We start from the raw sequence: 17,799 nt of genomic DNA, 5'->3' as shown, positions 1-17,799 counted from the left end.
CCGTATGGCTTGGTGTAGCTCTGGTCGGCCGGGGAAGGAAGCGCCGGGGAAGAAAGCGCTTGCCCGCCGCACCGTCACCAGCCACCAGGGAAGTAGAGCCATCCATGGCTTCGTCGTTGGAGAGACCGCTCGACCATCGCTACCGGGGCGAACACCCGATTCGCACCCTCGCCTACCTGCTCCGCGCCGACCGCCGCCGTCTCGCCGCGGCGGTCGGCGTCTTCACGGTCAAGCACAGCCCGGTCTGGCTGCTGCCCCTGATCACCGCGTCCATCATCGACACCGTCGTCCAGCACCAGTCGATCAGCCGTCTCTGGACCAGCACCGGCATCATCCTGTTGATCCTGGCGGTCAACTACCCCCTGCACGTGCTGTACGTACGGCTTCTGTACGGCAGCGTCCGCCGTATGGGGACCACGCTGCGCTCCGCGCTGTGCACCCGCATGCAGCAGCTGTCCATCGGCTACCACTCCCGCGTCAGCGCCGGGGTGCTCCAGGCCAAGGTCGTGCGCGACGTGGAGACCGTCGAGCAGATGGTGCAGCAGACCGCTGAGGTCGGCCTCGGGGCGACCACCGTGCTCGTCGGCGGCCTGGTCATCATCGCCATCCGCACCCCCGAGTTCGTCCCGGTCTTCCTCGTCGTCGTACCCGCCGCGGCGCTCCTCGTGGCCCGGCTGAGGGCCCGGCTGCGCACCCACAACGAGCACTTCCGCCACGAGGTCGAGACCCTTTCCTCCCGGGTCACCGAGATGACCCGTCTCATCCCCGTGACCCGGGCCCATGGCCTGGAGGGCAAGGCGCTGCGCCGCATGGACGGCACCCTGTCCCGGCTGCTGACCTCCGGCATGCGACTCGATCTCGTCAACGGCCGCTTCGGCTCACTGGCCTGGGTGGTCCTGAACGTGGTCGGGGTGCTCGTCCTCGCCGGCGCCGCGCTGGTGTCGTACTACGACGTCTGGGGCGTCACCGCCGGCGACGTCGTGATGCTCAGCGCCTTCCTGACGACGCTCACCAACTCCACGACAACGTTGGCAGGACTCGCCCCGGTCATCACCAAGGGGCTCGAGTCCGTCCGCTCGGTCGGTGAGGTGCTCCAGGCTCCCGAACTCGAGGACAACGAGGGCAAGTCCGAACTGACCTCACTACGCGGGGACGTCACCTTCGAGAGCGTCTCTCTTGCGTACGACGACGGCGACCGGCCCGCCGTAGGGGACTTCTCACTCTCGGTCGCGCCGGGCGAGACCATCGCGCTCGTCGGGGCGTCCGGCGCGGGCAAGTCCACCGTCCTCAACCTCGTCATCGGGTTCATCCGGCCGACATCGGGCCGGCTGCTGCTCGACGGGGTCGACATGAACAGCCTCGACCTGCGCACCTACCGGCGTTTCGTCTCCGTGGTGCCGCAGGAGTCGATCCTCTTCGACGGCACCGTCCGGGAGAACGTGGCGTACGGCATGGACGAGGTCGACGAGAAGAAGGTGCGGGCGGCGCTGCGTGACGCCAATGCGCTGGAGTTCGTCGACCGGATGCCGCAGGGACTGGACACCGTGGTCGGCGAGCGTGGCGCCCGGCTGTCCGGTGGGCAGCGGCAGCGCCTCGCCATCGCCCGGGCCCTGATCCGGGACCCCAAGGTGCTCGTCCTCGACGAGGCGACCTCGGCGCTGGACACCCGGTCGGAGGCGCTGGTCCAGCAGGCGCTCGCCCGGCTGCTGCGTGGACGCACCACGTTCGTGGTGGCGCACCGGCTGTCCACCGTGCGGGGCGCGGACCGGATCGTGGTGATGCGGGACGGCCGGATCCGGGAGATCGGCACGCACGAGGAACTCCTGTGCCGGGGCGGTGAGTACACCGCGCTGCACAGCGGACAGGTCGCCTGACGCCGCGGCCGTCAGGCGGCACTGCTCCGTGGGATCCGGTGCGGGCAGGACACATCGTGGTCGGTGCCGCAGCTGGTCCACCAGCGCTCGCAGCATGCGGCGTGCAGTTCGGTACGGACGATCTCTTCGGCGGCGTCGGCGATCCGCCCGTGCAGGGCTGCCGCCCGGGAGAGCAGCGCGGCGACGGTGCGGCGCTCGTCGTGCAGGACCGTTTCGCGTAGGACGGCGATGACCGGGACGAGACTGGCGGCCGCGAACAGCAACGCCGCCCACACGGGGCCGTGGAGGAGTTCGAGGACCGCGGTCCAGGCGAGTCCCGTGCTGGTGAGGACGTACAGCGCGCAGAGCAGGCGATGCGAGACATGCATGGGCGTACACCGTTCATGCGGAGAGGGATGCCTTCTGCTCAACTGCCCATGGCCGCGTGGGGAAGCGGGTGGTTTCGGGCAGATCGTAGGTTGCTGGGGCATCCGTCACTGCGCAGGTCGGATTCGAGCGGCAGTCGGGCGGGAAGCGACAGCATTTCGTCAAGTCCGAGCCGTGTTACGGGAGATGCGCATGGTCTGCCACGGTCCGGGCATACGCGATGAATACCAGAGAGAGGGGCATTTCGTGCTGGTTCCGGACCCGAAGGCCGTCAGAAAGCTGCTGACTCGCTATGCGTCACTGCGGATCGAGCAGGCACAGCGGGCGAGGCCGGCGCCGGCACGCGAGCTGGAGGACGTCAGTTTCACGCTCTGCGTCCTGATGGGCACCAAGGACGTCGACATCGCGGTCGCCAAGGCGGACACGCTGCTGGCCATGGCGCGGTCGGTCGGCGACGGCACGTCGGCTCAGCCGGAAGGCGGCGTCAGGCTGGCCGTCTGACGAGGTGGCGGCCCCCGCCCGCCGGGCTACGGACGCGCCGCCGCGGACTTCCCGTTGAAGGACGTGCGATACGACTGCGGACTGGTGCCGACCACTTTGCGGAACCGCTCCCGGAACGCGGTCGCCGAACCGAAGCCCGCCAGCTGTGCCACCCGCTCGACCGGATGGTCGCTGCTCTCCAGCAGGTACTGCGCCCGCCGCACCCGCGCGCGCAACAGCCATTGCAGCGGTGTCGTGCCCGTCTGCTCCCGGAAGCGCCGGCTGAAGGTGCGTTCGCTCATCCCGGAGCGAGCTGCCAGCGCGGACAGGGTGATCTCGTGGCCGAGGTTGTCCTCGATCCACTCCAGGAGGGGCTCCAGTGTCGAGCCGCGCGGCACGGGCGGGTGTTCGTGCACGATGAACTGGGCCTGCCCGCCCTCCCGTTCCAGCGGCATGACGGACAGCCGGGCGGCGTCCGCGGCGACGGCCGAGCCCAGGTCCTGCCGGATCATGTGCAGGCACATGTCGAGGCCCGCGGCGGCGCCGGCCGAGGTGAGGAGCTGGCCGTTGTCGACGTACAGCACGTCCGGCTCCACCTTGATGTCCGGGAAACGCTGCGCCAGTACGTCGGCGGCCACCCAGTGGGTGGTGGCTCGCTGTCCGTCCAGGAGCCCGGTCTCCGCCAGCACGAAGGCGCCGACGCACACCGACGCGATCCGGGTGCCGGCCTGCGCCGCCTGCCGCAGCGCCGTGATCACCCGGGCGGAAGGGGGCGGCGCGCCCTCGGCGCAGCCCGGCACGATGACGGTGTCGGCCTCCGCCAGCGCCTCCAGCCCCACGTCGACCCGTAGCGCGAAACCGTGCGTGCGCACGTCCGGGGACTCGGCACACAACCGGACCCGGTAGGGGTGGCGGCCGTCCGGCAGCCGCGTCAGCCCGAAGACCTGAAGAGGTGTCGCCATGTCGAACGGCACCACTTCGTCGAGGACCAGGATCGCCACGCTGTGCATGAAAGCCACGATAGACGGATTCCCGCCACCAGGGTCCACCAGGGTGCAGGATCAATCACCTGGTGAGCGGCTTGGCGAGAATCCGTTGAAAGCTGTCATTCCAGCCCCTGTGCGGTCACCGCGAAGATCCATAACGTGGACGGAGCCCGAGGCCCTTCGATCCTGGACTCCCCTCGATGACCAAGTTCCTGCTGTCCCTGCACGTCCTCGCAGCCATCGTCGCGGTCGGCCCCGTCACCGTCGCGGCCAGCATGTTCCCGCCGGCCGCACGCCGCGTCCACGCGGGCGGTGAGGGGTCGGATCCGGCAGGGGTGAGCACCGTGCGGTTGCTGCACCGCATCTGCCGTCTGTACTCGGGGATCGGACTGGCAGTGCCGTTGCTGGGGTTCGCCACGGCCGCCGCGATGGGCGTACTGGGTGACGGCTGGCTGATCACCTCCATGGCGCTGACCGCCGCGGCCGCGGGTGTCCTGGTCGCCTTCGTCCTGCCCCGCCAGGACGAGCTCCTCGACGAACTGAGCGCGAACCGGCCCGTGGAGCGTGCGCACACGGCCCAACTCGCCATGTTCACCGGGATCTTCAATCTCCTGTGGGCGACGGTCACCGTCCTCATGATCATTCGGCCCGGATCCACCACCGGCGCCTGACGTCAAGTCCCCACGCGGATTTCACACCCCCGTGTGCCCCTGCGCTTACACTCGGCAGTCGTGCCCATACGCATGGGCCATGACACGAAAGGCACGTTGACGGGTGTTCCAGGATTCCCCCATCTACGACCGGCTCGTCGCGGAGCGCGGCGACGTACCCTCCCAGGCCCGCAGGGAGGCCGAACGCGTCAGCAGGGAACTGGAGTTCGCGATGCGGCCACTTCAGTCCTCCCAAGGACACCAACCCGGCCTGGAGCAACGCCAGTCACACCCGGGCGCGGGGTGGCAACGCTCGGCCCTGCCGCCCGGACCCAGGTCGCGCTGACCGTCAGGGTCGTCGGGCCCGTCAAGACCCTCAAGAAACCGCCCTGTTCGCGCCGTTGACCTGTGTGTGCTGTTCCGGACCCGGTTGTGCCAGCCAGTCCGCGATGCTGCGGGCGATCGGCTGACCGGTGTCCACCTCGACGAAGCCGAACTGCCCCGACTGGTTGCACTCCAGGAACCACCACGTGCCGTCGGCATCCTCTGCGAAGTCGAAGGCGCCGTAGGACAGTTCCGCTTCGCGGAGGTAGATGCGGACGGCCGCGGCGACCCGCGGCGGAACATCTGCGGCGCACCACGGGGAGTCCGAGGGGGCGAAGCGTACGTCCACATGGTCGGTGTCGCCGGTGGTCGGCTTGCGGGCGGCGAACATCCGGTCGCCGACGACCGTGAGGCGGATGTCGGCCCTTTTGGCGACCCGCCGTTGCAGCAGGGTCGGTCCGAACGCGACGGCCGCGAAGTCCGTGCCCGGTGCCACCCGGCTGGTCGGCACCGCCCGCGGCGGATCCTGCGGGTGCGCCCCGGAGACCGGCTTGACGACCAGATCGGGGTAGCGCTCGGAGAATTCGCGGGCGGCCTGCGGAAACGTCGTGATCAGCGTGGCCGGAACGGGCAGACCGCAGCGCTGGGCCAGCCGGAGCTGCCAGGGCTTGTGGCGGGCCCTGCGCGCCGCGTCCGGGTGGTTCATCCAGCGCGCTCCCGACCCGCGGAGCATGCCGTACAAAGCCTGCGAGGCCTCCTCGGTGAGCCAGGCCGACGGTGCGGGGGCCCGCGTGGCCGGAGTCCCCGGCCTGCGCACCCAGATCGAACGCACGCCGTTGATGCTCACCAACCGTCCCCCGGCCGACAGATGGCCGCGGAACACACCGTGCACATACTCCCCGGACAGCGCGACCTCCCCGATCAGATCGGCAGGGTCGAGCCGGACCACCGGTATCTCGGACGTGTGGAGGTGCACCACCACCAGGTCTGCTGTCACATCGGCTTCACAGGTCAGGATCAGGACGGTCATCGTCGCCGGTCCATGTTCAATCGTCGAAGTGAGTCTTCGAGCCCGCGGTCGACGTCGTGGTCCCCAGTTCTCTCAGCAGAGCGAGATCCCGGGCGGCTATCCGCCCGTCCATGAGCACGTTCAACTGCAGTCCGGAGTCATAGGCATACGGAGTGGTGGCTTCCAACTCTGCTGCCGGACGTGCGTAGTTGAGCGCGAACGGTTGCATCGTCTCTCCCTCGTCGGTGCTGTGCCGATCAGCTGCGGTCGGCTGGCGGCAAAGCATGGTCCGCCGATTTCCTTCGCCTTCCAGAGACTTATACGAATCGAACGAGTGAATGGTTTCCTTACGCTGCGTAATCACAGTCAGTTCCCGTTCATGAGACGCGAAAACGCGTCCTCGGGTTCAGGCAGGACCATCCCGGCGGTCGGCGCGCGAAGCGCTGAGGGGCGCGCGCAGGGAGCGCAGAGCGAGAAGCAGTACGCCGATGTCGTCCAGGTAGACCGGGTCGGGCACGAGGTCGGCGGGCAGCACGAAGTAGATCAGGGCGCCCCAGAACACCCAGCGCGGCCCGGTCGGCAGCCCGGCCTCACGCAGGGCGCGCCTGGCCCGGACCAGCCGCATCAGCAATCCGATGGCGACGGTGAGCAGGGCCGCCGCAAGGACCGCGGCCAGGACGATCCATTCGGTGGTCGAATCCACGGGTCCTCCTCGCGGTGCGCTTCCCTCTATGCGGATATCCCGTTTGCGGCGCTTGTATCGCATGCCGGGGGCAACCAGGTCATACCTGTGGCCCACCTGAGTGGCAGGGTGCGGCGCGGGCGCCTAGAAATGGTCAGCAATACGTCGTATGTCGCGCATCGGGGGCGCGAGGTCAACCGCACTCTTCCCAGGGAGCCGACCATGACGACCAGCTCTGCATCCCCCGGTTCGAACGAACCGGCCATACCCTTCACCGGGGTTCGGTACGGCGACCCCCTCAGCGGTCTCGTGCAGGCCGCCGTGGCCGACCGGTCCCTGGAGGAGGTCGTCCATCTCATCACGCTGTTGGAGCAGTCGCCCCAGTACGCGCAGGCCACGGTGGACGCCCTCCGTGCGGTGGGAGTGAACCGGTCGGTGGAGGACGTCACCCGACTCGTCACCCTGCTGACCCGGCCGCCGCGCGATGTCGCCAGCGCGGACGAGGCGATCCGCGCCGCGGCAGGGTCGCGCCCGGTCGAGGAGGTGACCCGGCTGATGGACCTGTTGCACCGGGCACCCCTGGAACCGCACTGCGGTCAGGAGGCGGTACGGGCCGCCGCGAGCGGGCGGCCCGTCGAGGATCTCGTGGAGCTGATCGGGCGGCTGGCCGTCGCACGCCGCGCGGAACCCGTGGACGAGCCGTCCGAACGGCCGCAGCTCGGCCACGGACCGGAGAACGAAGTGGCCCATCGGGCCGCTCCTCCGTCCCGCGACCGGGCGCCCCTGGCCAACAGGGCTCCCCGGTGGCCGAGTCGGCTCTCCGCCGTGTCCCTCGCCCTCTGCGGACTTCTCTGGTTCCCGACCGGCCGCGACGGCGCCTCCCTGGGCGTGTACGGCTTCGCTCTCGGCGTGTCGGGGCTGTGCCTCATCGGTGCCGTCCTGGTGTCCGCGCGGGCCGGGCTGCCCGTGCTGGCGGTGGCCGTCGTGGGCCCGGCGGCGCTGGCCGTGGCCCAGTCCTTGGAGGGCCGGTTGCAGTCGGTGGACCTGTCCCGGGCGCTGGATCTCACGCTCGCACCGAGCTGGGTCACCGGTCTGGCCGCCGTGTGCGCATCACTGGCCGCTCTGATCGCCCTGTTGGTGCACCTGGCGGCACAGTCGCCCGACGCCGGCTCGGTGGCACGGGCGATGGCGGAGGCGAACCGTACGGCGGACTGACGCCGACCTCCTCCGGGGACTCAGCCGGCGTCGTCTCCGTTGTCACGCCGCCGCGTCCAAGGAGTGCCCTTGAGCCGCTCGAACGTGCGCGTCAGATGCTGGAGCGGAGAGCCGGTCTGCGCGTCGGGCGCAACGGGTTCCTGGGGCGTCGAGCCGGACGATTCCCGATAGGCGGCCAGTGCCTCGCCCGCGCGCTCGGCCGCCTCCCGGTACAGATCCCGGGACTTCGTCATGGCGTCGAGTGCGTCGGCGTACATGGCCACCAGCTTGCGCTCACGGGCGAGCTCTTCCTCGAGCGTCAGCAGCCGCCACTTCTCCCGGAGCGCGGAGAGGGCCGGGTCGGCGCCGTCGGGCATCGGCCTGGCGAGCGCGGCGTACCGGGTCACCGTGTCGAGCAGTTCGGCGGGCTCCGAACCGTCCAGGAAGACGCTGCGTACGGTCAGGTCCTGGGCGTCGTCCCCGGTGGGGGGCGACGCCTTGGGCAGTACGAGGGCACCGCCGCGCGGTACCTCCACACCGAACTCCCGCACGGCCCAGTTCAGGGCGCGCAGCTGCTGGGGCGCGGCACGGTGCTCGACCACGCAGTGCCGCAGGCTCGGCGGCAGCAGCCGGGTCAGCGGGAGCAGTCCGCGCTCGTCCGGGGTCATGGCCTCGTGGACGATGACGTCGATGCTCCAGCTGCCCCGCACGGAGTCCCGCAGGACGCGCCGCAGGGCCTTGTCGTCCGCGGGCAGGCGGTTGGCGTCCCGGAAGCGCAGTCCCGTGACCGGCTCGTGGTCCCACGCGGCATCCGGGGTCTCGGGCCAGAACATGGTGACCGGCGAGGGCCAGTCGGGGTCCCACGCCCGTTCCGCCTCCGCGACCAGAACCCACTCCCGTCCGGCCTCGGAACCGGGGGTGAGCGTCAGCCGGGCCCGTACGGTCACGGCGTCGGCGACCTGCCAGCGGGCCTCGAAGACCCCCTCGGAGGAGTTCTCGGTGACGTCCAGGTAGTCGTCCAGGGCCTCGCTCTCCTTGCGCCGCCGGAGCGTGAGCCGGAGAACGGCTTCCGCGTCGGGTCCGGCGTAGCGGCCGCGAGTGAGCCACACCGTGGGCGGGACCGTGGGGTGGACGGTGGGGGAGGTCGTCATGAGTCCATCTGTGTGCGGGGTGAGAGCGTGCTTGTACCAGTATCGTCGCCGTAGGTCGAGTCGGATCACGCGGGGTCGCGCCCGCGCGTGGGCGCACGGGAGGCGTGGCGCGCACTCGGGGTGTGAGTGACGCACTTCGGGACGCCACCGTTCACTCATGGCCCGGATCAGGCCCGGCCATGACAATGACTCCCGGTGAACAGGGCCTGCCCACCATCCGCATTGGGGCGGGTCCTGTTCGCCACCCCCCCGTCGGCGACGGAGCAGATCATGACGGGCTTGCGGGTACGGCCTCTGGACACAGCCAGCTGGCCGGACTTCGCGGCGCCGGTCGAGCGTCACAACGGCGTCTGGGGCGGGTGCTGGTGCATGGCCTTCCACGCCGAGGGCGTGGGCCGCACCAGGACCGCGGAGCAGAACCGCTCCGACAAGGAGACCCGGGTCCGGGACGGCCGGGCGCACGCCGCCCTGGTGTACGACGGTGCGGCCTGTGTGGGCTGGTGCCAGTTCGGCCCGACCGACGAACTGCCGCGCATCAAGCACCGTCGCGCGTACCTCCAGGGCCTGGACGGCCTTCCGGACTGGCGGATCACCTGCTTCTTCGTGGACCGTGCCCATCGCCACAGAGGAGTCGCCGCCACCGCACTCGAAGGCGCCCTCGCCGAGATCGCACGCCTCGGCGGCGGAACCGTCGAGAGCTTCCCCGAGGACACCGACGGCCGCTCGGTGTCCGCCTCGTTCCTGCACAACGGCACGGTGGCGATGTTCGAGACCCAGGGCTTCACCCGCACCCGGCGCCTGGGCAAGAACCACTGGGTGGTGGCCAGGACCGTGGCCTGACCCGAGGGTTTCGTCATCGACGGCGGTGGTCGGGGGTGGGGGGGCCCCCCGCCCCCCCCCCCCCCCCACCCCCCGGGGGCCCCCCCCCCCCCCCCGCGCCCCGCCCCCCCCCCCCCGCGCCCCCCCCCCCCCCCCCCCCCCCGGGGCCCCCCCCCCCCCCGGCGCGGGGCACACCCCCCGGGGGTGGGGGCCCGCCCGGGCGCGGGCCCGGGGGTTTGCTGACGCGCGGGGGGGGGGGGGGGGGCCGGGCGCCCGGCCCCCGCACCCCTCGATCAGCCGCTGTCCTACGCGCCGCTCGCCCTGAGCATGTCCTCGCGCTCGACGAGCTTCACGCGCTCGCGGCCCTGGGGCTCGCCCAGCGCCTTCTCCGCGGCGTCGAGCCGGTACCAGCCGTCCCACGTGGTGAACCGGACGTCCCGCTCGGCGAGGAACGCGTCCACGGCCTCCGGATCGGGCGAAGCCGGCGTGTGCAGACGGCCGCCCGCGTGGTCGTCCAGCAGGTTGGACACCGTCTCGTTGGCGTCGCCCTTGGTGTGGCCGATCAGACCCACGGGACCGCGTCGGATCCAGCCGGTGACGTACGTCGACTGAAGGTGCTCGCCGCTCTCCTGGATGACCCGGCCGCCCTCGTCCGGGACGGTGCCCGTCTCGAGGTCCCAGGGCAGCTTGGGGAGCTTGTCGGAGAGGTAGCCGACGGCGCGGTAGACCGCCGTGACGTCCCAGTCCTTGAACTCGCCGGTGCCCTTGACGTTGCCGGTGCCGTCGAGGGCGGTGCGCTCGGTGCGCAGGCCGACGACCTCGCCGTCCTCGCCGAGGATCTCGGACGGCGACTCGAAGAAGTGCAGGAACAGCTTGTGCGGGCGGTCACCGACGTCGCGGATGGCCCAGTTCTCCAGGGTCTTGGCGACCATGTCGGCCTGCTTGTTGCCGCGCCGGGTCTCGATCGAGCCCTCGTCGTAGTCGATGTCCTCGGGGTCGACGATGACCTCGATGTTGGGGGAGTGGTCCAGTTCCCTGAGTTCCATCGGGGAGAACTTCGCCTGCGCCGGGCCGCGGCGGCCGAACACATGGACTTCCAGCGCCTTGTTGGCCTGGAGCCCTTCGTGGACGTTCGGCGGGATCTCCGTCGGCAGCAGCTCCTCCGCGGTCTTCGCGAGGATGCGCGCCACGTCGAGCGCGACGTTGCCGACGCCGAGGACGGCGACCTTCTCGGCCTCCAGGGGCCAGGTGCGCGGCACGTCCGGGTGGCCGTCGTACCAGGAGACGAAGTCGGCCGCGCCGTACGAGCCGTCGAGCTCGATGCCGGGAAGCGGCAGTTCGCGGTCGGCCGTGGCGCCGGTGGAGAAGATCACGGCGTCGTAGAACGCGCGCAGGTCGTCCAGGCTGATGTCGGTCGGGTAGTCCACGTTGCCGAAGAGACGGATCTGCGGCTTGTCCAGCACCTGGTGAAGGGCGGTGATGATGCCCTTGATCCGGGGGTGGTCGGGGGCCACGCCGTAACGGATCAGTCCGAACGGCGCCGGCATGCGCTCGAAGAGGTCGATGGACACACCGGGTTCGGCGGCCACGTCGGACTTGAGCAATGCGTCGGCGGCGTAGATCCCGGCGGGGCCGGCTCCGACGATGGCTACCCGCAGGGGGCGGGGCATGGTCAGGTTCCCTTCGAGTGGTGACAAGCGATCTCGAACGGGAAGCCTAAACTAAGGTAACCCTAAGTCGGTACGCGGGTCCGGTCTATGAGCTCATAAGCCTACGTTATGGGGTGTGCGGGGTTCGCGGCGCCCCGTGCGGCTGCCGCACCCCCGTACGGTGCGGCAGCCTTCCGGGACGGATCAGGCGATGTGGAAACTGTCCCCGTACACCTTCCAGTCCAGCGGTGTTGCGAGGTCGAGGTTGCCCGCGCGCAGGAAGACGCGCTGGGCCGTGTCGACCCGGCTGGTGTCGCTGTGCGCCTCCTCCTGCTTCATCGCCCACACCCGGGCGTCGAGGAAGGCGTCCAGGTACCTCACCTCGTCACCGCCCTGCGAGGGCGGCTGTGCGCTCTGGAGGGCCCGCCTGCGGATGTTGCTGAAACTGGTGCCGTCGGAACCGTCGCCGTGCATGACGATGGCGTCGTAGTACGCGAACTGCCCGAGTACCCGCAGTCCGTCGGCCTTGCCCTGCTGGACGGCCGGATTGAAGTAGACCCGGTCGCGTTCGTCGTTCTGCGCCTGCTGGAAGGTGGAGTCCTGTGCGGCGCTGCGCCAGTCCTGGGGGTAGTTCGGGTCGAGCCCCTCGTGCGAGTCGGAGCCGTTGACCGACCGCAGTGCGGGCAGGTATTCGGCGAGGACGTTGCCGGGGCTGCGGTCGGCGTAGAGCTCCACCAGGTCGAGCATGTCGCCGGTGCCGGAGCAGAAACCTATGATCCCGGCGGTGTAGCCGCGGCCGTCGCCGATGTCCTCGATGTACTGGTACTGCGCCTTCCAGTCGAGCGAGGAGTTCTCCGCGCTCGACACGAGCTTCATGGCGATCTCCTTCTTCGCCGGGTCGTCGAGGCCGAGCGCGCGGACGGCGCCGGCGTTCGGTGCGTTCAGCAGGGGGATCGCGCCGGCCGCGGACACGCCGAGCACGGCGAGCAGGGTGCGGCGAGTGGGGTGCTTCACGTGTGCTCCAAGTGATGGTGGGGGGTGGGGTGTTGGAGGTTCGTGGCACTGATAGGAAGGTTTCCTATCAGAAGCCGGAGACGTTTGACACCCGTCGCGTCACAACTTCGTAGGGATGAACAAGCGGGGCGTACGTCAGCGCCGCCCGCCGGGTGTCATGGAAGGGGCTGTTCCGCCCAAATGACCTTGCCGTCCGGCGTGTAGCGCGTCCCCCAGCGCTCGGCGAGCTGGGCGACCAGGAACAGACCCCGTCCGCCCTCGTCCGTCATGGCCGCGTACCGCAGATGGGGCGAGGTGCTGCTGCTGTCGAACACCTCGCAGATCAAGGTCCGGTCGCGCAGCATACGGACCTGGATGGGGTCACCGCCGTAGCGGATCGCGTTGGTCACCAGCTCGCTCAGGATCAACTCCGTGGTGAACGTCAGCTCGTCCAGTTCCCAGTGCGCCAACTGCCGGGTGACCCAGGCCCGTACGTCCGCGACGGCCGCCGGGTCGGACGGCACCTGCAACTCGGCGACCCGGTCGGCGTCCAGCGCCCGGGTGCGCGCCACGATCAGGGCGATGTCGTCGCTCGACCGGACCGTGAGCCGGGAGTCGAGGACGACCCGGCAGGTGTCCTCGGGCGACTCGCCCGCCTGCTCCAGCGCCGCACGCAGCAGCTCCAGACCGACGTCGATGTCCCGCTCCCGGTCCTCGACGAGCCCGTCCGTGTAAAGGACGAGGCGGCTGCCCTCGGCCAGTTCGAGGTCGACCGTCTCGAACGGCAGGCCGCCCAGACCGAGCGGGGGACCGGCGGGGACGTCGGGGAACTCGACGCTGCCGTCGGGGTGGATGAGCGCCGGCGGCGGATGCCCGGCGCGGGCCACGGTGCAGTTCCGGGAGACCGGGTCGTAGATCGCGTACAGACAGGTCGCGCCGGTGACCGGGGCGTTGCCGCCCTCCGCCGTCTCGTCCTGGTCGATGCGGCCGACCAACTCGTCCAGCAGGGACAGCAGTTCATCGGGCGGCAAATCCAGGGCGGAGAAGTTGTGCACGGCCGTGCGCAGTCGTCCCATGGTGGCTGCGGCGTGCAGCCCGTGGCCGACGACGTCACCCACGACGAGGGCGACCCGGGCGCCGGACAACGGCAGTACGTCGAACCAGTCCCCGCCCACGCCCGCCTGGGCGGGCAGATACCGGTAGGCGATCTCCAGGGCGTCCTGCTCGGGCAGGTTGCGCGGCAGCAGACTGCGCTGGAGCGTCACCGCCATGTTGTGCTCGCGCGTGTAGCGGCGGGCGTTGTCGATGGAGACGGCGGCCCGCGTCACCAGCTCCTCGGCGAGGGCCAGTTCGTCCGTGTCGAAGGGCTCCGGCTTCTCGGAGCGCCAGAAACTGACCACACCCAGCACCAGGGAGCCCGCGCGCAGCGGCACGGCGATCAGCGAGTGGATGCCGTACTCCACGACCTGGGCGGACCGCTCCAGGTCCTGGGCCCGCCAGCCGGCCGCCTTGCTCAGGCGCGGTTCGAGTACCGCCTGGCCGGAGCGCACGGCGCGGGCCTGCGGTGCGGAGGCAACGAGCCGGATCTGCTGGCCCAGGGGGTAGAGCGGGGCGTCCTTGCGGATCCCGCTGACCGCCGTACGGCGCACATCGGCACCCGCGTCCGGCTGCCCGCCGTCGAGTACGGCCTCGAACAGGTCCACCGTGGCGAAGTCCGCGAACCGCGGGACGACCAGCTCCGCCAGTTCCTCGGCGGTACGGGCCACGTCCAGACTCGTGCCGATCTCCACCCCGGCGTCGTACAGCATGTTGAGCCGTTCGCGTGCCGTCTCGGCCCTGCCGGACAGGGCCCGCAGCTCGGTGGAGTCCCGAAGGGTGGCCACGCTGCCGGCCGGCGCTCCCTGGAGGTCGGTGGGCCGCTGGTTGACCGCCAGCAGCCGGTCCCCGACCAGGTGCACCTCATCGGTGGCCATCCGGCCGGAGGCCAGCAGCTCGGCGGTGTCGGGTGCGAGGCCGAGGTCCTGCACCTGCCGTCCCAGGGCGTCCTCGGGCAGGTCGAGGAGCCGGTGTGCCTCGTCGTTGGCGAGCAGCAGCCGTCCCTCGTCGCCGACGATCATCACGCCCTCGCGGACCGCGTGCAGCACCGCGTCGTGATGCTCGTACATACGGGTCATCTCGTTCGGGCCCAGACCGTGTGTCTGCCGCAGCAGCCGTCTGCTGACCAGTGCCGTACCGGCGGTGGCGAGGGCGAGGCCCGCGGCCGCGGCGGCGAGCAGGAACGGCAGCTGATCGTTCGCGGCCCCGCCCACGTTCTCCGTCGTGATGCCCGCCGACACCAGGCCGACGACCGACCCGTCGTCGGCCTTGATCGGCACCACCGCCTGGACCAGGGGGCCGATCGTGCCGTTGATCTCCTCGGTCACGACGCGCCCCGCGAGCGCGGGCCCGAGGGAGCCGACGAACTTCTTGCCGATGCGGTCGGGGAACGGATGGGTGTAGCGGATCCCGTCGGTGTTCATGACGACGATGAAGTCGACCCCGGTCGCTTCGCGTGCCGCCTCGGCCCGTGGTTGCAGCACCTTCGTGGGATTGGGGTCGTCCAGCGCCTCGCGGGTGCCCGGCGCGTTGGCGAACGCCTCGGCCACGGCGACCGAGCGGTTGCGGGCCTCGATGGTGCTGTCGTGCCGCACCTGAAGCACCAGCGCCACCACGGCGGCCACGACCAGCAGCAGCACGATGACGACCTGGAGGAGGAACACCTGTCCGGCGACACTGCGCCCGCTCAGCGCCATCCGCAACGCGGCGGCCGGCCCCCGCCGCTGCTGGGCCGCACGGGCATGGCCGGGCGCGCGCTGGGCGCGCGGACCACTGGGGCGACCGGTCGACCGGACCTCGGATCGACCCACATGCCGGACCATGTGCCATGTCTACACTGCGGGACCCCAGGAGGCGAGGGGCGTCACACAGGGTGACAGTGCCGCGGCGCGATCACAGGCGTGGTCACGCCGGCCGGCGCGTGGCCAGCAGCAGCGCGATGTCGTCCGGACGGTCGCGGGCGTGCCGGGCCCGCGCGGTGAGCCGGTCGGCCATGCCCGCCAGCTGCCCGCCGCCCGGAGCGGCCGCCTTGGCGAGGGCCACGCGCAGTTCGGTGATGCCGATGTCGATGTCGGCGTCGGGCCGTTCGACCAGGCCGTCCGTGTAGAGCGCGAGGACGGCGCCGGGCTCCAGCCGGAGCTCCGTCACCGGGTAGTCGGCGCGCGGGTCGACGCCCAGCACGACACCGCCCGGCAGATGCAGGACCTGGGTGCTGCCGTCCGGTTCGCGCAGCAGCGGTGGCAGGTGTCCCGCGCGGGCCGCCAGGGCCGTGCCGGTCGCGGGGTCCAGCCAGATGTAGCAGCAGCTTGCGAACTGGCCCGGATCGAGGTCGATCAGCAGCCGGTTGGTGCCGCTCATGACCTCGTCCGGCGGGCGCCCGCCCAGCGCGAACGCCCGTACGGCGCTGCGCAGTTGCCCCATCGTGGCCGCCGCCTGCACCCCGTGCCCCTGCACGTCCCCGATGACCAGGGCGAGCCCGTCCCCGGCCTCGACGACGTCGTACCAGTCCCCGCCCACCTCCATGCCCTGTGTACCGGGCAGATAGCGCCCCGCGGTCTCCACCCGGGGATGGGCCGACAGCCGCCGGGGGAGGAGGGCCTGTTGCAGTCCGCGGGCGAGGGCCGCCTCGCTCTCGTAGCGCTGCGCCTTCTGCATGGCATGCGCGATCAGCCCGGCCAGCGCGGTGAGTACCGTGCGTTCCTCGGAGCTGAAGCTGCGGGGGCGGTCGAAGCCGAGGATGCAGGAGCCGACCGGGCGTCCGGAGGCGATCAACGGCAGGAAGGCACGGGCCCCTTCCGTGGCGTCGAGCGCGATCCCCGGGTAGGCGGCGGCCAGATCCTGCATCGAGTCGAAGAACAGCGGCCGGCCGGTCGTCAGGGTCTCCACACCGGGCAGGCGCGTATCCAGCCCCACCCCGTCGAAGGGGGCGAGGAAACCGGCCGGGAAACCGGTCTCCCACGCCAGGTAGAGATGCCGGTCCTGAAGCAGGTAGATGGCGAGCCGGCGGCCGCCGAACGCGGGCAGCAGCTCCCGCATGACCACCGCGGACACCTGGCGGGCGGTGACCGCCTCCGTCAGCGCGATGGCGAGGACGATGGGCCGGTACAGCGGAGTCATGGAGGAGACGCCGGGCGCCGATTCGCGCTCGGTCGGTGAGTCCGCGACGCGCCCGGCCGGCTGCACGGTGCAGGTCAGGACGTCCGGGCTCGGATACACGGACAGGGCGAGCCAGTCGCCCTCGAACTCCCCGCCGTCGTCCGCCGGCCGCCGGACGTGGCAGTGCACCGGATCGGGTGCCAGCAGGGCGCTGCGCATGTGGTCCTCGCAGGCCGGCTGGTTCAGCCAGGGCACGGCCTCCCACAGGGAGCGGCCGAGCAGTTCGTCCCGCGACCGGCGCAGCAGCTGGCCGGCCCGCGGATTGGCGTACCTCACCACTCCCAGCCGGTCCATGCAGAACACACCGTCCGGCAGGAGATCGGCGGCGGCGTCCGCCGCGGCGCCGGGGCCCGAGTCCAGCACGACGCCTCGCACCCGGTAAGGGTCCGGGGGCTCGGTCGCCGAGTCGTACGCCGTCCAGCACTCCATCAGCCGCAGAGCGCCGTCCACGGCACGCACGTAGAGCGGCAGCTGCGGCGGTCTGCCGGCGGCCGTCTCCTGCAAGGCGGCCAGGACGCGGGGTGCGTCGGCCGTGGTGGCAACGGCGGCCGCGAGGTCCTGCACGGACTGCGCGACGTCCGGCTCGCCCAGCAGGGTGTGCAGACGCTCGTCCGTCTTCACGGCATCGCTCGCCGGATCCCAGGCGAAACGCCCGATGCGCCCCGCGGACGGCGGCGTGCTCGGCGACAGGACGCACAGGGGCTCACCGTCCCAGACGACCGGTGGGACGGCCCCGACCTCCAGGCCTCGCAGGTCCGCCCCCAGCTCCTCGGCCAGCCGGGTCAGGCGCTCACGGGCGGGCAGCAGTTCGGTGGCGTCCGGGGCGGCGGGGCGCAGGACGGTCAGGACGCCGTACACCCCCGACGAGCCGGTCGAACCGGCCGCCGCCATGACGGGCACGTACAGCGAGCCGAACGGGAACGGCAGTCCGGCCGCGAACTGGGGATAGCGGCGCATCGTCTCCGTGGCGTTCGGCAGGACCACCTGCACGCCGAGCCGATAGGCGTCGGCGACGGGGAACGGACGGTCCACGTGCATCCGGAACCACGGGCGGAACAGCGGCCCGGGCAGGCCGGCCAGCACGGCCAGGCGCAGTAGCCCGGGCGTGCTGGACCGCAGATAGACCCCGCCCGCGCGACCGCCGGCCGCGCGGACCGCCTCCGCCGAGGCGTCGGCAAGCAGCGCGGCAAGCCGTCCGGGCATCCGGTGAGTGTCCTCGGCGCTCCGAGTCATCGGCCCCAACCTCGTCCGTGTGCCGCCACTCGGGCGACACAGCAAGAATGCGCCACGACGCGCCCGGTTCGCACCTGGGCGGCGGGAACCGGACCCCCGGGCCGGGAAACGGTTCGTGTGCCGGTCGGTGCGCGCGGT

General features: G+C 71.2%; 16 protein-coding genes. 6 read left to right on the top strand and 10 right to left on the bottom strand.

Features of this window, described 5'->3' with window-relative positions; all coding sequences use genetic code 11:
• Positions 1 to 104 precede the first annotated feature (104 nt).
• Entirely contained in the window at positions 105 to 1,874 is a 1,770-nt protein-coding gene (locus ACIHFB_RS27370; RefSeq protein WP_365282816.1) for an ABC transporter ATP-binding protein, read from the top strand.
• A gap of 11 nt (positions 1,875 to 1,885) precedes the next feature.
• On the opposite strand, the gene ACIHFB_RS27365 is transcribed toward ACIHFB_RS27370, so the two are convergent.
• Complete coding sequence (locus tag ACIHFB_RS27365; protein WP_365282817.1) at positions 1,886 to 2,242, bottom strand: hypothetical protein; 357 nt, start codon at positions 2,240 to 2,242, stop codon at positions 1,886 to 1,888.
• Between the two features lie 244 nt (positions 2,243 to 2,486).
• Between ACIHFB_RS27365 and ACIHFB_RS27360 the strand changes: the two genes are divergently transcribed.
• Entirely contained in the window at positions 2,487 to 2,741 is a 255-nt protein-coding gene (locus ACIHFB_RS27360) for a DUF5133 domain-containing protein (RefSeq protein ID WP_365282818.1), read from the top strand.
• Between the two features lie 26 nt (positions 2,742 to 2,767).
• On the opposite strand, the gene ACIHFB_RS27355 is transcribed toward ACIHFB_RS27360, so the two are convergent.
• Positions 2,768 to 3,730 carry a helix-turn-helix domain-containing protein gene (locus ACIHFB_RS27355; protein WP_365282819.1) on the bottom strand — a complete coding sequence of 321 codons (963 nt, stop codon included), beginning with the start codon at positions 3,728 to 3,730 and terminating at the stop codon, positions 2,768 to 2,770.
• Between the two features lie 176 nt (positions 3,731 to 3,906).
• Between ACIHFB_RS27355 and ACIHFB_RS27350 the strand changes: the two genes are divergently transcribed.
• Both ACIHFB_RS27350 and ACIHFB_RS27345 read left to right on the top strand, forming a co-directional pair.
• Entirely contained in the window at positions 3,907 to 4,377 is a 471-nt protein-coding gene (locus tag ACIHFB_RS27350) for a hypothetical protein (RefSeq protein ID WP_365282820.1), read from the top strand.
• 103 nt (positions 4,378 to 4,480) lie between these two features.
• Entirely contained in the window at positions 4,481 to 4,702 is a 222-nt protein-coding gene (locus ACIHFB_RS27345) for a hypothetical protein (RefSeq protein WP_365282821.1), read from the top strand.
• A gap of 30 nt (positions 4,703 to 4,732) precedes the next feature.
• Here the strand turns inward: ACIHFB_RS27345 and tgmB are convergent, their stop codons facing one another.
• The 3 genes from tgmB to ACIHFB_RS27330 all read right to left on the bottom strand — a co-directional run bounded on the left by tgmB (position 4,733) and on the right by ACIHFB_RS27330 (position 6,392).
• The gene (gene tgmB / locus ACIHFB_RS27340; RefSeq protein ID WP_365282822.1) at positions 4,733 to 5,710 is read right to left on the bottom strand and encodes an ATP-grasp ribosomal peptide maturase; all 978 of its coding nucleotides are present in this window, start codon (positions 5,708 to 5,710) and stop codon (positions 4,733 to 4,735) included.
• Positions 5,711 to 5,726: 16 nt separating this feature from the next.
• Positions 5,727 to 5,918: a putative ATP-grasp-modified RiPP gene (gene tgmA, locus ACIHFB_RS27335; protein WP_210594334.1), complete on the bottom strand. Its 192-nt coding sequence runs from the start codon at positions 5,916 to 5,918 to the stop codon at positions 5,727 to 5,729.
• Positions 5,919 to 6,095: 177 nt separating this feature from the next.
• Positions 6,096 to 6,392: a YkvA family protein gene (locus tag ACIHFB_RS27330; protein ID WP_365282823.1), complete on the bottom strand. Its 297-nt coding sequence runs from the start codon at positions 6,390 to 6,392 to the stop codon at positions 6,096 to 6,098.
• A gap of 201 nt (positions 6,393 to 6,593) precedes the next feature.
• On the opposite strand from ACIHFB_RS27330, the gene ACIHFB_RS27325 reads away from it, so the two are divergent.
• Positions 6,594 to 7,586, top strand: a complete 993-nt coding sequence (locus tag ACIHFB_RS27325) for a hypothetical protein (RefSeq protein ID WP_365282824.1) — start codon at positions 6,594 to 6,596, stop codon at positions 7,584 to 7,586.
• A gap of 20 nt (positions 7,587 to 7,606) precedes the next feature.
• Here ACIHFB_RS27325 and ACIHFB_RS27320 read toward each other — a convergent pair whose 3' ends face one another.
• The gene (locus ACIHFB_RS27320; RefSeq protein WP_400128197.1) at positions 7,607 to 8,716 is read right to left on the bottom strand and encodes a hypothetical protein; all 1,110 of its coding nucleotides are present in this window, start codon (positions 8,714 to 8,716) and stop codon (positions 7,607 to 7,609) included.
• A gap of 270 nt (positions 8,717 to 8,986) precedes the next feature.
• On the opposite strand from ACIHFB_RS27320, the gene ACIHFB_RS27315 reads away from it, so the two are divergent.
• On the top strand, positions 8,987 to 9,556 hold the full coding sequence (locus tag ACIHFB_RS27315) for a GNAT family N-acetyltransferase (protein WP_365282826.1): 570 nt from the start codon (positions 8,987 to 8,989) through the stop codon (positions 9,554 to 9,556).
• A 284-nt stretch (positions 9,557 to 9,840) separates the two neighbouring features.
• On the opposite strand, the gene ACIHFB_RS27310 is transcribed toward ACIHFB_RS27315, so the two are convergent.
• The 4 genes from ACIHFB_RS27310 to ACIHFB_RS27295 form a co-directional block, all read right to left on the bottom strand.
• Positions 9,841 to 11,205 carry an FAD-dependent oxidoreductase gene (locus tag ACIHFB_RS27310; RefSeq protein WP_400128196.1) on the bottom strand — a complete coding sequence of 455 codons (1,365 nt, stop codon included), beginning with the start codon at positions 11,203 to 11,205 and terminating at the stop codon, positions 9,841 to 9,843.
• Between the two features lie 183 nt (positions 11,206 to 11,388).
• The gene (locus tag ACIHFB_RS27305) at positions 11,389 to 12,198 is read right to left on the bottom strand and encodes a chitosanase (protein ID WP_400128195.1); all 810 of its coding nucleotides are present in this window, start codon (positions 12,196 to 12,198) and stop codon (positions 11,389 to 11,391) included.
• A gap of 155 nt (positions 12,199 to 12,353) precedes the next feature.
• On the bottom strand, positions 12,354 to 15,095 hold the full coding sequence (locus ACIHFB_RS27300) for a SpoIIE family protein phosphatase (protein WP_400128193.1): 2,742 nt from the start codon (positions 15,093 to 15,095) through the stop codon (positions 12,354 to 12,356).
• An 82-nt stretch (positions 15,096 to 15,177) separates the two neighbouring features.
• Positions 15,178 to 17,661, bottom strand: a complete 2,484-nt coding sequence (locus tag ACIHFB_RS27295; RefSeq protein WP_400128192.1) for a SpoIIE family protein phosphatase — start codon at positions 17,659 to 17,661, stop codon at positions 15,178 to 15,180.
• Positions 17,662 to 17,799 lie beyond the last annotated feature (138 nt).

The organism is Streptomyces sp. NPDC051963 (assembly GCF_044593495.1).
GTDB lineage: Bacteria > Actinomycetota > Actinomycetes > Streptomycetales > Streptomycetaceae > Streptomyces.
This window is presented reverse-complemented; position numbering and strand designations above follow the sequence as displayed.

Excerpts from the sequence above, each read along its gene's own strand:
- ACIHFB_RS27370 (WP_365282816.1), top strand. The coding sequence starts at position 105 with ATGGCTTCGTCGTTGGAGAGACCGCTCGACCATCGCTACCGGGGCGAA.
- ACIHFB_RS27325 (WP_365282824.1), top strand. The coding sequence starts at position 6,594 with ATGACGACCAGCTCTGCATCCCCCGGTTCGAACGAACCGGCCATACCC.
- ACIHFB_RS27310 (WP_400128196.1), bottom strand. The coding sequence starts at position 11,205 with ATGCCCCGCCCCCTGCGGGTAGCCATCGTCGGAGCCGGCCCCGCCGGG.
- ACIHFB_RS27365 (WP_365282817.1), bottom strand. The coding sequence starts at position 2,242 with ATGCATGTCTCGCATCGCCTGCTCTGCGCGCTGTACGTCCTCACCAGC.
- tgmA (WP_210594334.1), bottom strand. The coding sequence starts at position 5,918 with ATGCAACCGTTCGCGCTCAACTACGCACGTCCGGCAGCAGAGTTGGAA.
- ACIHFB_RS27300 (WP_400128193.1), bottom strand. The coding sequence starts at position 15,095 with ATGGTCCGGCATGTGGGTCGATCCGAGGTCCGGTCGACCGGTCGCCCC.
- ACIHFB_RS27295 (WP_400128192.1), bottom strand. The coding sequence starts at position 17,661 with ATGACTCGGAGCGCCGAGGACACTCACCGGATGCCCGGACGGCTTGCC.
- ACIHFB_RS27315 (WP_365282826.1), top strand. The coding sequence starts at position 8,987 with ATGACGGGCTTGCGGGTACGGCCTCTGGACACAGCCAGCTGGCCGGAC.
- ACIHFB_RS27320 (WP_400128197.1), bottom strand. The coding sequence starts at position 8,716 with ATGACGACCTCCCCCACCGTCCACCCCACGGTCCCGCCCACGGTGTGG.
- tgmB (WP_365282822.1), bottom strand. The coding sequence starts at position 5,710 with ATGACCGTCCTGATCCTGACCTGTGAAGCCGATGTGACAGCAGACCTG.
- ACIHFB_RS27355 (WP_365282819.1), bottom strand. The coding sequence starts at position 3,730 with ATGCACAGCGTGGCGATCCTGGTCCTCGACGAAGTGGTGCCGTTCGAC.
- ACIHFB_RS27350 (WP_365282820.1), top strand. The coding sequence starts at position 3,907 with ATGACCAAGTTCCTGCTGTCCCTGCACGTCCTCGCAGCCATCGTCGCG.